Raw genomic sequence first — 12464 nt, forward strand, 5'->3', positions numbered from 1 at the left:
TCAGTCCGGCAGCGGGGTGAGCAGCATGCGGCCCGCGAAACCCACCGCGGTGTCGAGCCGCTCGGTGAACTCCGCCGCCACGTCGGGCAGCCGGCGCAGCGCCCACAGGGCGCGCGCCGCCGTCCAGGCCGCGTCCCGGGCGCGCTCCAGGCTCCAGGCGCCGAGGAGATGGGTCAGCGGATCGGCGATCCGCAGCAGCTCGGGGCCCGGGACCAACTCCTCGCGGATGCGCTCCTCCAGCGACAGGAGCAGTTCGCCCACTGCCTCGAACTCGTCCTCCAGATCGGCCGGTTCGCAGCCGAGCGTACGGCAGGTGTCCACGACCGCCAGCGCGAGGTCGTGGCCGATGTGCGCGTTGATGCCCGCCAGCGCGAACTGCACCGGACGTACCTCCGGGTGGCGGCGGAACTGGAACAGCGGACGCCAGCAGGCGGGCGTACGGCGTCCCTCCGCCGCCGCGTCCACGGCGGCCAGGTAGCGTTCGGCGAACCGCACGTCCAGCGCGATCACCGCCCGGGTGTCGGGGAACAGCCCGGCGTCGACGCGCCGGTCCACGGCCCGCGTCACGGCGAGGTAGACGCGGTTGAAGACCGCGACCCCGTCCCGCGCGGACAGGGCCGCGTCGAGGGCGCGCATACGGGCGACGACCCCGTCGACCGGGGTGAGGACTTGTTCGCATTGCGCCATGAGCGCAGAGTCGCACCTTTAGGGTGGCGTCAGTGGCGGCGGGCCCGGCGCTTCCCCGGAACGGGGAACGCGACCGCCGTGGGGAGGGAAGCAAGAGGTGGCAGGCTCGCGTGCCCGGAGACGGTCCGAGCGCCGTGCGGAGCGCAGGCGCGCCGCACGGCGCACCACGATGCTCGCGGCGGCCTCCGTCGTCGTCGTGGTCGGCACCGTCTCCGGGGTGATCTCGGCGGCCGGGGACGGACGGGGCACCGACGAGGCCCGCCCCGACACGTCGGCGTCGCCGCGCCCGGTGCCGCTGCCCGCCGAGCCCTCGGCGTCCCCCTCGCCCACGGTGTCCGCCTCGCCGTCGGCCCGTCCCCGGCGCACGAGTGCGTCCCCTTCGCCGACCGCGCGTGCGAAGAAGAAGCAGCGGACGGCTCCCGTCTCCACGGCGCTCTACCGGCACCCCGCGTCACGGGTCCTGGACTGGGTGCGTGCGCACCCCGGCGACCCGCGCCGTCCGGTGATCGAGTCCCGGATAGCCGACCGGCCCGCGGCCGTCTGGTTCGCGGACTGGTCGCCGGACACGGTCACGGCCCGGGTGAAGGCGGTGACGTCCGGGGGCGCCGCGCAGGGCCGGGTGCCCGTCGTGGTGGCGTACGCGATCCCCGACCGGGACTGCGGCGGCCACTCCGAGGGCGGCGCCCCGAGCCTGGTCGCCTACGACGACTGGATCGACCGGTTCGCCGCCGGGCTCGGCGGCGGAGAGGTCGTGGTGATCCTGGAGCCGGACTCCGTCGCCCAGGCCGACTGCCTGTCCGCACGGCAGCGGGCGGACCGCTTCGCCTCGCTGGCCCGCGCCGGGCGGGTGATCAAGGAGGCCGGCCCCCGGGCCCGGGTCTACTTCGACGCGGGGCACTCCGGCTGGCACACGCCCGCCAAGCAGGCGGACCTGCTGCGGCAGGCGGGAGCCGCCTCGTCCGCGTCCTCGGACGGAATCTTCAGCAACGTCTCCAACTTCCACGGCACCGCCGGCGAGATCGCCTACGACCGCGCCGTGCTGGACGCCCTGGGCGGGCCGTCGGGACTCGGCGCGGTGATCGACACCAGCCGCAACGGCAACGGCGCCCCGGCCGACGGCGAGTGGTGCGATCCCGCGGGCCGCAAACTGGGCCGGGCCCCGACGCTCAGCACCGGCGAGGCCCGGATCGACGCCTACCTGTGGGTGAAGCTCCCCGGCGAGTCGGACGGCTGCCAGGGCGAGCCGGGAAGCTTCAGTCCGTCGTACGCCTACGACTTGGCCCGCTGACCGTCCTCCGTGCCGCCCCTGTCGTAGGAGGACACGCCCTCGTCGAGCAGCGGCTGCTGGGTCTTGAGGTGGGCGGGCGCGAAGGCGCGCAGCGCGTGGTAGCCGGTGATGACGACCAGCGTGCCCAGCGCGATGCCGCTCAGCGAGAAGGTGTCGGTGAACTCCATCGACACGTTGCCGACGCCGATGATGATGCCCGCCGCGGCCGGTACGAGGTTCAGCGGATTGCGCAGGTCCACCTTGGCGTTGAGCCAGATCTGGGCGCCGAGCAGACCGATCATGCCGTACAGGATGACGGTGATGCCGCCCAGCACTCCGCCGGGGACGGCCGCCACGACCGCGCCGAACTTGGGGCACAGGCCGAACAGCAGGGCGAAGCCGGCGGCGGCCCAGTAGGCGGCGGTGGAGTAGACGCGGGTCGCGGCCATCACACCGATGTTCTCCGAGTAGGTCGTGTTGGGCGGGCCGCCGACCGCGGTGGACAGCATGGAGCCGACGCCGTCGGCGGAGATGGCCGTGCCGAGCTTGTCGTCCAGGTTGTCGCCGGTCATCTCGCCGACCGCCTTGACGTGCCCCGCGTTCTCCGCGATCAGCGCGATCACCACGGGCAGGGCGACCAGGATCGCCGACCACTCGAAGGACGGCCCGTGGAAGTCGGGCAGGCCGATCCAGTCCGCACGGCCCACGCCCGAAAGGTCCAGCCGCCAGTGGTCGGTGACCTTGCCGCTCGCGTCCGCCGAGTGGATCCGCCCGAACACCCGGTCCAGGGCCCAGGACAGGACGTAGCCGAAGACCAGCCCGAGGAAGATCGCGATGCGGGACCAGAAGCCCCGCAGGCAGACCACGGCCAGGCCGGTGAACAGCATCACGAACAGCGCGGTCCACTGGTCCTGCGGCCAGTACGTCGAGGCGGTCACCGGTGCCAGGTTGAAGCCGATCAGCATGACCACCGCGCCGGTCACCACGGGCGGCATCGTCGCGTGGATGATCCGCGCGCCGAAATGCCGTACCGCGAGGCCCACCAGGAACAGCGCGGCCCCCACCACGAGGACCGCGCCCGTGACCGTGGCGCTGGAGCCGCCGTCGGCCCGGATGACAGCGGCGACGCCGACGAAGGAGAGCGAGCAGCCCAGGTAGCTGGGGACCCGGCCACGGGTGGCGAGCAGGAAGATGACGGTCGCGACGCCCGACATCATGATCGCCAGGTTGGGATCCAGGCCCATGAGCACGGGCGCCACGAACGACGCGCCGAACATCGCGACCACGTGCTGGGCGCCCAGGCCCGCGGTGCGGGGCCAGGAGAGCCGCTCGTCGGGGCGGACCACCGCTCCGGGCGCCGGTGTGCGTCCGTCACCGTGCAGTTTCCAGCGGACGCCGAGATCCATGGGGTGTCGCTTTCGTTCGTGAGGCCAGCGTGTCCGGACCATTGTGAGGCCAGGACGGGGGTGGTTCGCACAGGTGGACGGGCACACAGGCGCCTCTGAGCGTCCGCTTAGGGTGCCGCTTAGGATGAGGACACGCCGTTGTTCGATGTAGACGGCACCCATCCCGTACGTTCCAGGAGCACCCCACGTGACCGCCGAAGCCCCGTCCGCGCCCGCCCTGTCCCACGGCCGGCTGATGCCCGTGACCGTCCACTTCGACGACCTCGACGCGCTGGGGCTGCTGCACAACGCCCGCTACCCGCTGCTCGTCGAGCGCGCCTGGGCCGAGTGGATGCAGGCGGTCGGTGTCGCCTTCGACGGCGACTGGGCCGCCGCCGGCGACGCCTGCAACGCGGTCAAGGAACTGCGCCTCACCTACGAGGCCCCGGTGACCCGGCCCGGCCCCTACACCGTCCACCTGTGGCTGGACCGGCTCGGCACCACCGGGCTCACCTACGCCTTCCGGTTCTGCTCGGCGGACGGCTCGGTGACCTACGCCCGGGGCAGCCGGGTACTGGTGCGGCTCGACGCCACGACCCTGCGCCCGGCGCCCTGGACCGAGGGCTTCAGGAACGCGGCTCGGGAACTGCTGCGTCCGGACGCGTGACCTTCACCCGGTCACCCGCGCGCAGCACCCCGGCGAAGCCCGCGATGCCGCACGTCAGCACCGTCACCAGCGCGAACGACACCACCAGGCTGGTCGCCTGGGCCAGCATGCCGATCGCGCTCGGGGCGATCAGCCCCGAGGTGTAGGTGATGGTCGCCACGCCCGCGATGGCCAGGCTCGGATTGGAGCCGCTGCGCCCGGCGGCGGCGAAGCACAGCGGCACGACCACCGCGATGCCGAGCCCCATCAGCGCGAACCCGCCCATCGCCACGGCCGGGTGCCCGGCGAACACGATCAGCAGGCCGCCGAGGAGGGCGACCACGCCGCCGGCGCGGACGGTGCGCACCGCGCCGTAGCGGTCCACCACCCGGTCGCCCGCGATGCGGGCGACCGCCATGGTGAGGGTGAACCCGGTGGTGCAGGCCGCCGCGAGACCCGCCGAGGTCTCCAACTGGTCGCGCAGGTAGACCGCCGACCAGTCCAGGCTCGCCCCCTCGGCGAACACCGCGCAGAAGCCGATCGCGCCGATGAGCAGCGCCGAGCGGGGCGGCAGGGCGAAGCGGGGCGGCGGGTCCTCGTCCTCGGTCGGCTGAAGGTCGAGCACCCAGCCGCAGGCCGCGAAGCCCGCGACCGTCAGCACGGCGGCCGCCAGCGCGTGGTGCAGCCGGGCGTCCGCGCCGATGTGCGCGGCGAGCGTGCCGGCCGCCGAGCCGACGACGGCGCCGACGCTCCACATGCCGTGCAGGCCCGACATGATCGATTTGTCGAGGCGGTTCTCCACCTCGACGCCGAGGGCGTTCATCGCCACGTCCGACATGCCCGCCGTGGCGCCGAAGACGAACAGGGCCAGGCACAGCGTGAGCATGTTCGGGGCGGCCGACGGCAGCACGAGCGCGAGCGTCCACAGCGCGAGCAGGCCGCGCAGCGCGTTACGGGCGCCGAAGCGGTGGGTGATGCCTCCCGCGAGCGGCATCGCCAGGGACGCGCCGAGCGCGGGGAAGGCCAGCGCCAGGCCCAACTGCCCGGCGCTGACTCCGGCGTGGTCCTGGATCCACGGCACGCGGGTGGCGAAGGAACCGGTGACGGCGCCGTGCACCGCGAACACGGCCGCGACGGCGTACCGCGCCCGTCCCACCTCATGCCGTGTGTGGATCACTGCACTCATCGACCCGCCCCTCCCGGTTCTCCGCTGTCGTGTGCGCCGCCGTAAACTATCAGGAACCCTGCCTGAAAGAAACGGGGTATCCCGGGGCACGGCACCCGCCGGCCGGGCCCGCCGATCTGGAAGGATCCCGGCATGGCCGCATCCCCGAGCACCGCCCGAGCCATCAACGACCGGCTCGCCCTGCGCCTGCTCCAGCGAGAGGGCCCGCTCACCGCAGGGCAGCTGAAACAGCTCACCGGACTGTCCCGGCCCACCGTCGCCGACCTGGTCGAACGCCTCACCGCGGCCGGTCTGATCGAGGTCGCGGGGGAGGCCCGCGCCCAGCGCCGCGGCCCCAACGCCAAGCTGTACGGCATCGTCGCCGGCCGCGCCCACCTGGCCGCCCTCGACGTCCGCACGGAGGGCGTCGCCGTGGTCGTCTCCGACCTCGTCGGCGGGGTCCTGGCCGAGGCCTCGCTGCCCATCACCGACGACGTCGGCACCGGCCCGGCCGTCGAGCAGGCGGTCGCCTTGGTCGAGCGGACGGCCAAGGAGGCCGGCGCCGACCGGCTGCACACCGTGGGGATCGGCGCGCCCGGCCTCATCGACCCGGCCAGCGGCGAACTGCGCGACTCCACGAGCCTGCCCGAGTGGCACCGGCGCCTGGTCGCCGCCCTTCAGGAACGGCTGCCCGAGGCCCGGGTCAGCGTGGAGAACGAGACCAACCTGGCCGCCCTCGCCGAGCAGCGCGACGGCGCCGCCCGCGACCGGGACACCTTCGTCCTGCTGTGGCTGGGCCACGGGACAGGCGCGGCTGTGATCCTCGACGGCACCCTGCGCCGGGGTGCTTCCGGCGGCACCGGCGAGATCGGTTTCCTCCCGGTCCCGGGCACGCGGGGGCTGCCCTCCGCGACCGACTGCGCGGGCGGCTTCCACTCCCTGGTCGGCGCCGAGGCGGTCGCGCGCCTCGCGAGCGAGCACGGTGTCGCCGCCGGGCCCGGGGCCGAGTCGGAGGCGGCCGGCGCGGTGCGGGCTGCCGTCGCGGCGGCGCGCCCCGGCGCGGCGGAGGAGGGCTTCCTCGACGTCCTGGCAGACCGGACCGCGGTGGGCGTCGCCTCGGTGGTGGCGCTCCTGGACCCCGGGTGCGTGGTCCTGGGCGGCGAGGTCGGACAGGCCGGCGGCGAGGCGCTGGCCGCGCGGGTGCACGAGCGCCTGACCGCGATGTCCCCGCTCCCGGTCGACGTACGGCCCAGCACCCTGGGCGGGGGAGCGGTGCTCCGGGGCGCCCTGCTCACCGCCCGCGACCGAGCCCAGGACGAACTCTTCGGGACACCCGGGCACTGACGGGGGCCGGGCGGCGCCGGCGGGGAAGCGGTGCCCTCTGCCGTCCCCGGTCCGGCCGCCCACTGCGTCTACCGGCGCGCACCGCCCCCGTCGAAGCGGGTGGTGAGGTACTCGTCGAAGGTGCGGATGCCCACCGCGTGTTGCGGGGCGAGGTGGCCGCCGGCACGGAACGCGTCGTACGCCGCGCCGCGCAGCGGGACCTTCACCACCGCGCGCCGACGCCCCGCGGCCCGGAGATAGGCGCGTGCCAGGGAGTCGAAGGTGCGTACCTCGGGCCCGCCCATGTCCTCCGCGCGGCCCACCGGCGTGCCCTGGGCCAGCTGGGCCAGGCGCTCCGCGACCTCCGTGACCTCCACCGGCTGGTCCTTCACCCGCGCGGGCAGCGGCACGACCGGTGACTTCGCCAGGCCCCGCAGCACCCGGAACACCAGGTCGTGGAACTGGGTGGCACGCAGCACCGTGAAGCCGGTCCCGGAGTCCTCGACCAGCCGCTCCACCGCCAGCTTGGTCCGGTAATAGGGGTACGGCACCCGGTCGACACCGACGATCGAGATGTAGACGAGGTGCCCCACCCCGGCCCGCCGCGCGGCGGCGATCAGGTTCCGCGCGGCCTTCTCGTCGCCGCCGCGCGCCGAGGTCGCGCAGTGCACGACCGTGTCCGCCCCGTCCACGGCCCGGTCCAGACCGCTACCGCCCTCACGCAGGTCGACCGCGTAGGGCCGCGTGTGCCGGCTGAGCACCCGCACCTCATGGCCGTCCGTCCGCAGCCGGTCGGTGACATGCCGGCCGAGGGTTCCGCTTCCGCCGGTCACCAGGATCGTGCTCATGCTGTTCAGCCCCTTCGGACGTCCGGCGCCCTCCGAAGGGCGCCCCTCGCCGACCTGGACGCGCCGGCCGTCGCCGGATGTGACATCGCCCGGGCCGGTGCCGACGCCTTCCGTGCGGCGGCGCCGTACCGGATCCAGCTTCGCCGGGTCCGCCACCGGGCGCATCCGCACGGTGGTGAGGCCCGGCGGCGGGCAAGGGCCGTCGTCACCGCCGCCGGACCGGTTCTGGGAAGGAGCGCCGGCGGGGTCCCCGGTCCCCCTGTTCTCCACGGAAGGTGGCTCGGACCCTAAGAGGACTAGACCACCACGGTCAATAGGTATGGACCACTCGCGCGGGTGAACGGAGGGCCAAGGGGGCGCACTCTAGCGGCAGTTGAGCGCCATGCGACCCTCGGTTGACCTCTTGTCGCCCCGTGTGACCCACTCCACACCACTCACCCGCGTGGCCGACTCCCGGCCGTGGCACACTGGGCCTGTACCAGTAGCAGCGCACTCCGGGGTCGGTGAAAGTCCGAACCGGCGGTTACAGTCCGCGACCCGGTCGCCTCCAGCGGCCGGTTGACCAGGTGAAATTCCTGGACCGACGGTTAAAGTCCGGATGGGAGGCAGTGCGCGGCGGGCGGGCATCCATGCGCGCCGCCGTACCGGTTCGCCTTTGTCGGGCGGACTCCGTCCGGCGTCGCTCCCGGTGTCCTCGCCCGTGATTCTGTCGTCATCGACAGCCCCGGAGTCCGTGCCCGAAGAGGCAGGAGGACCCGGGAAGTGTTCACCGGAATCGTCGAAGAGCTGGGCCAGGTCACGGCCGTCGAGACCCTCGACGACGCCTGTCGCTTCCGGCTGCGAGGCCCCGTCGTCACCGACGGCGCCCGGCACGGAGACTCCATCGCCGTCAACGGCGTCTGCCTCACCGTCGTGGAGCACGAGGGCGACGAGTTCACCGCCGACGTCATGGCGGAGACCCTCCGGCGCTCCAGCCTCGGCGCCCTCGCCGTCGGCTCCCGCGTCAACCTGGAGCGGCCCACGGCCGTCGGCGACCGCCTCGGCGGCCACATCGTGCAGGGCCACGTCGACGGCACCGGCGAGATCCTCGACCGGACCCCGTCCGAGCACTGGGAGATCGTGAAGATCTCCCTCCCCGCGGACCTGAGCCGCTACGTCGTGGAGAAGGGTTCCATCACCGTCGACGGCATCAGCCTCACCGTCGTCGACGCCGGCCGGGACCACTTCACGGTGAGCCTCATCCCCACCACCCTCGCCCTGACCACCCTCGGCATCAAGAAGCCCGGCGACCCGGTCAACCTCGAGGTGGACGTCATCGCCAAGTACGTCGAGCGGATGCTCGGCGACCGCGTCACCGATGAGGGGGGCTCCCGGTGAACTGGCTCAACTCCGAGGCCTTCACCCTGTTCGACCAGCACATCAAGTGGTCGGACATGATCGGCAACGTGATCGGCCTGATCGCCCTCGCCCTCGGCTGGCGCCGCTCCCTGTGGACCTGGCCCGCCCAGTTCCTCTCCGGGCTCATCCTGTTCACGGCGTTCGCCACCGCCCACCTCTCCGGCAGCGCCGGCAAGCAGATCGTCGTCATGCTCGTCGCCGCCTGGGGCTTCCGGCAGTGGAATCGCGGCCGGCGGCAGGCGCAGGACGGCAGCGTCGCCGTACGGTTCGCGACCTGGCGGGAGCGGGGCGTGCTGCTCGCCGGGGCGGCCGTCGGCACCCTCGCCGTCGGCGGACTCTTCACCGCCTACCCGTCCCTGTCCTGGACCCTGGCCGGACGCGTACATCTTCGTCGGCACGGTCGTCGCCATGTACGCCCAGGCCCGCGGCATGGTCGAGTTCTGGTTCGCCTGGCTGCTGGTCGACCTCGTCGGCGTCCCGCTGAACTTCGCCAACGGCTTCGCCTTCTCCGGCTTCGTCTACGTCATCTACGGCGCGCTGGTCATGTGGGGCATGCGCGACTGGTGGCTGCGCTCCCGCGACGCGCGGCCCGCACTGGAAGGAGCGCCGGCATGAGCGCCCACCCGTCACCCGCCACCACCCCGAACGAGGCTCCCCCGGAGCGGAAGGCTTGGGGGGACCCCCGTCGCGCCACCTCCTCGATCCCGCCGATCCTGTACAGCACCGAAAACCTCGACCTGGGCTCGACCCCGTCGAGCAGGCGATCTCCGACATCGCCGCCGGCCGGCCCGTGGTGGTCGTCGACGACGAGAACCGCGAGAACGAGGGCGACCTGATCGTCGCCGCGGAGATGGTGACGGAGGAGATCGTCGCCTTCATGATGACCGAGTGCCGCGGCATGATCTGCGCACCCATGGACGGCGAGGAACTGGACCGGCTGCGGATCCCCCAGATGGTGGCGCAGAACACCGAGTCGATGCGGACCGCGTTCACCGTCACCGTGGACGCCTCCGCCGCCCACGGCGTCACCACCGGCATCTCCGCCTCGGACCGCGCCACCACGCTCCGGCTGCTGGCCGGCGGCACCGCCGCACCGGACGACTTCGTCCGCCCCGGCCACATCTTCCCGCTGCGCGCCCGCCCCGGCGGCGTGCTCGAGCGCGACGGCCACACCGAGGCCGCCGTCGACCTGGCCCGCCTCGCGGGACTGCGCCCGGCCGGCGCCATCGTGGAGATCGCCGGCGAGGACGGCCGCATGCTGCGCCTGCCCGAGCTGGTCCCCTTCGCCCGCAAGCACGGCCTGTCGATCATCTCCATCGAGGATTTGATCGCCTACCGCCGCTCCGCCGAGCCGACCGTGCGCCGCGAGGCCGAGGTCCGGCTGCCCACCGCCCACGGCACCTTCACCGCGTTCGGCTTCCGCTCCACCGTCGACGGCGTCGAGCACGTCGCCCTGGTGCACGGCGACATCGGCGACGGCGAGGACGTCCTCGTCCGGATGCACTCCGAGTGCCTCACCGGTGACGTCTTCGGCTCCCAGCGCTGCGACTGCGGCCCTCAGTTGGACGCCTCCCTGGACCGCATCCAGGAGGAGGGCCGGGGCGTGGTCGTCTACCTGCGCGGCCACGAGGGACGCGGCATCGGCCTGATGTCCAAACTGCGCGCCTACGAACTCCAGGAGCGCGGCCGGGACACCCTCGACGCCAACCTGGAACTCGGTCTGCCCGCCGACGCCCGCGACTACGGCGCCGGCGCGCAGATCCTCGCCGACCTCGGCGTCCGCAGCGTCCGCCTGCTGACCAACAACCCCGACAAGTCCGACGCGCTCGCCCGCCACGGCATCGACGTCGTCCGGCGCGAGCCGATGCCGATCACCGCGAGCGAGCACAACCTCCGTTACCTGCGCACCAAGCGGGACCGGATGGGCCACGACCTGCCCTGGCTGGACACGCCGACCGTGCCCGCCTGCGGCAACCAGTAACGAGAACCACGAGGAGAGACGTGAGCGGCAAGGGTGCACCGGAACTGACCGTACGCAATGTGGGTGACCTGCGGGTCGCCGTCGTCGCGGCACAGTGGCACGAGAAGGTGATGGACGGACTGGTCGACGGCGCCCTGCGCGCCCTGCACGACCTGGGCATCGACGAGCCGACCCTGCTCCGGGTCCCCGGCAGCTGGGAACTGCCCGTCGTCGCCAAGGTGCTGGCCGGCCGGGGGTACGACGCGATCGTCGCCCTCGGCGTCGTCATCCGGGGCGGCACACCGCACTTCGAGTACGTGTGCCAGGGCGTCACCCAGGGGCTCACCCAGGTGTCCGTCGACACCGGCGTCCCCGTCGGCTTCGGCCTGCTCACCTGCGACGACGAGCAGCAGGCCCTGGACCGGGCCGGACTGCCCGGCTCCCGCGAGGACAAGGGGCACGAGGCGGTCACCGCGGCCGTCGCCACCGCCGCCTGCCTGCGCTCGGTGTCCGAACCCTGGCGGTGAGCAGTCCCCGTCACCGCGTAGGGTAAGGACCACCATGTCCAAGAAGACGTTCGAGGAGCTCTTCACCGAGCTCCAGCACAAGGCCGCCCACGGGGACCCCGCCACCTCCCGCACCGCCGAGCTGGTGGACAAGGGCGTCCATGCCATCGGCAAGAAGGTCGTCGAAGAGGCCGCCGAGGTCTGGATGGCCGCCGAGTACGAGGGCAAGGAGGCGGCCGCCGAGGAGATCTCGCAGCTGCTGTACCACGTCCAGGTGATGATGGTCGCCCGCGGCATCTCCCTCGACGACGTCTACGCCCACCTGTAAGACATCCCCGTTCGAGCCCCGCCCCCTTTTTTCACGCAAAGGAAGCCGACCTCATGCTGCGCATCGCCGTCCCCAACAAGGGTTCCCTGTCCGGCCCTGCGGCGGAGATGCTGCATGAGGCCGGCTACCAGCAGCGGCGGGAGTCCAAGGAACTGCGGATCGTCGACCCGGTCAACGAGGTGGAGTTCTTCTACCTCCGCCCCCGCGACATCGCGATCTACGTCGCCTCCGGCCGGCTGGACATCGGCATCACCGGCCGTGACCTGCTGATCGACTCCGGCGCCGACGCCGAGGAGATCCTCCCGCTGGGCTTCGCCCGCTCCACCTTCCGCTACGCCGCCAAGCCCGGCACCGTCACCACCGCCGCGGACCTGGCCGGCACGACCGTCGCCACCTCCTACGAGGGCATCGTCGCCGCGCACCTCGCGGAGCACGGCATCGACGCGTCCGTCGTCCACCTCGACGGCGCGGTCGAGACCGCCATCCAGCTCGGTGTCGCCGAGGTCATCGCGGACGTCGTCGAGACCGGCACCTCCCTGCGCAACGCCGGCCTCGAGGTCGTCGGCGAGCCGATCATGACGTCCGAGGCCGTGGTGATCCTCCCCCGGGCTCGAACACACTCGCCCGGGGGGACCCCCACCACCGGCGCCGACGGCGAGGAGCCCAAGGTGCAGCAGTTCCTGCGCCGCCTGCAGGGCGTCCTGGTCGCCCGCACGTACGTGATGATGGACTACGACTGCCGGGTAGAGCAGCTGGAGAAGGCCGTCGCGCTGACCCCCGGCCTGGAGTCCCCGACCGTGTCGCCCCTGCACAACGAGGGCTGGGTCGCCGTCCGGGCGATGGTCCCCTCCAAGGAGGCGCAGCGGATCATGGACGACCTGTACGACATCGGGGCCCGCGCCATCCTCACCACGGCCATCCACGCCTGCCGCCTCTGACGGGGCCGGGGAG

At 72.9% G+C, this 12464-nt stretch carries 11 protein-coding genes, 2 pseudogenes and 1 riboswitch; of the genes and pseudogenes, 9 read left to right on the top strand and 4 right to left on the bottom strand.

Annotation, left to right across the window (positions count from 1 at the left end):
* Nucleotides 1-687: a DUF5995 family protein gene (locus F3L20_RS10590; RefSeq protein WP_150154024.1), complete on the bottom strand. Its 687-nt coding sequence runs from the start codon at nucleotides 685-687 to the stop codon at nucleotides 1-3.
* 169 nt (nucleotides 688-856) lie between these two features.
* Between F3L20_RS10590 and F3L20_RS10595 the strand changes: the two genes are divergently transcribed.
* Nucleotides 857-1975: a glycoside hydrolase family 6 protein gene (locus tag F3L20_RS10595; protein ID WP_150157289.1), complete on the top strand. Its 1119-nt coding sequence runs from the start codon at nucleotides 857-859 to the stop codon at nucleotides 1973-1975.
* Here the strand turns inward: F3L20_RS10595 and F3L20_RS10600 are convergent.
* The gene (locus F3L20_RS10600) at nucleotides 1957-3360 is read right to left on the bottom strand and encodes a uracil-xanthine permease family protein (RefSeq protein ID WP_150154025.1); all 1404 of its coding nucleotides are present in this window, start codon (nucleotides 3358-3360) and stop codon (nucleotides 1957-1959) included. The genes F3L20_RS10595 and F3L20_RS10600 overlap by 19 nt on opposite strands.
* Before the next feature lie 187 nt (nucleotides 3361-3547).
* On the opposite strand from F3L20_RS10600, the gene F3L20_RS10605 reads away from it, so the two are divergent.
* The gene (locus F3L20_RS10605) at nucleotides 3548-4006 is read left to right on the top strand and encodes an acyl-CoA thioesterase (protein ID WP_150154026.1); all 459 of its coding nucleotides are present in this window, start codon (nucleotides 3548-3550) and stop codon (nucleotides 4004-4006) included.
* On the opposite strand, the gene F3L20_RS10610 is transcribed toward F3L20_RS10605, so the two are convergent.
* Nucleotides 3966-5171 (bottom strand): MFS transporter, encoded by a 1206-nt coding sequence (locus tag F3L20_RS10610; RefSeq protein ID WP_150154027.1) that lies wholly within the window; start codon nucleotides 5169-5171, stop codon nucleotides 3966-3968. The two genes, F3L20_RS10605 and F3L20_RS10610, sit on opposite strands and share 41 nt — an antisense overlap.
* A gap of 132 nt (nucleotides 5172-5303) precedes the next feature.
* Here F3L20_RS10610 and F3L20_RS10615 point away from each other — a divergent pair, with 132 nt between their 5' ends.
* The gene (locus F3L20_RS10615) at nucleotides 5304-6494 is read left to right on the top strand and encodes an ROK family transcriptional regulator (protein ID WP_150154028.1); all 1191 of its coding nucleotides are present in this window, start codon (nucleotides 5304-5306) and stop codon (nucleotides 6492-6494) included.
* A gap of 68 nt (nucleotides 6495-6562) precedes the next feature.
* On the opposite strand, the gene F3L20_RS10620 is transcribed toward F3L20_RS10615, so the two are convergent.
* Nucleotides 6563-7321 (bottom strand): SDR family oxidoreductase, encoded by a 759-nt coding sequence (locus F3L20_RS10620; protein WP_150154029.1) that lies wholly within the window; start codon nucleotides 7319-7321, stop codon nucleotides 6563-6565.
* Nucleotides 7322-7806: 485 nt separating this feature from the next.
* Nucleotides 7807-7937: riboswitch (FMN riboswitch) on the top strand.
* A 146-nt stretch (nucleotides 7938-8083) separates the two neighbouring features.
* On the opposite strand from F3L20_RS10620, the gene F3L20_RS10625 reads away from it, so the two are divergent.
* The 6 genes and pseudogenes from F3L20_RS10625 to hisG all read left to right on the top strand — a co-directional run bounded on the left by F3L20_RS10625 (nucleotide 8084) and on the right by hisG (nucleotide 12451).
* The gene (locus F3L20_RS10625; protein ID WP_150154030.1) at nucleotides 8084-8698 is read left to right on the top strand and encodes a riboflavin synthase; all 615 of its coding nucleotides are present in this window, start codon (nucleotides 8084-8086) and stop codon (nucleotides 8696-8698) included.
* Nucleotides 8695-9334, top strand: a pseudogene (locus F3L20_RS10630) (nicotinamide mononucleotide transporter family protein). Before F3L20_RS10625 ends, F3L20_RS10630 begins: the two are co-directional and overlap by 4 nt.
* Nucleotides 9331-10700 (top strand): annotated as a pseudogene (locus F3L20_RS10635) (bifunctional 3,4-dihydroxy-2-butanone-4-phosphate synthase/GTP cyclohydrolase II). The pseudogenes F3L20_RS10630 and F3L20_RS10635 overlap by 4 nt, the downstream one beginning before the upstream one ends.
* A gap of 20 nt (nucleotides 10701-10720) precedes the next feature.
* Nucleotides 10721-11206, top strand: a complete 486-nt coding sequence (gene ribH / locus F3L20_RS10640; RefSeq protein ID WP_033275135.1) for a 6,7-dimethyl-8-ribityllumazine synthase — start codon at nucleotides 10721-10723, stop codon at nucleotides 11204-11206.
* A gap of 34 nt (nucleotides 11207-11240) precedes the next feature.
* Nucleotides 11241-11513 (top strand): phosphoribosyl-ATP diphosphatase, encoded by a 273-nt coding sequence (locus F3L20_RS10645; RefSeq protein ID WP_004990764.1) that lies wholly within the window; start codon nucleotides 11241-11243, stop codon nucleotides 11511-11513.
* Nucleotides 11514-11566: 53 nt separating this feature from the next.
* Nucleotides 11567-12451: an ATP phosphoribosyltransferase gene (hisG, locus tag F3L20_RS10650; protein ID WP_150154032.1), complete on the top strand. Its 885-nt coding sequence runs from the start codon at nucleotides 11567-11569 to the stop codon at nucleotides 12449-12451.
* Nucleotides 12452-12464: the final 13 nt, after the last annotated feature.

It is taken from the genome of Streptomyces tendae, from assembly GCF_008632955.1.
GTDB lineage: Bacteria > Actinomycetota > Actinomycetes > Streptomycetales > Streptomycetaceae > Streptomyces.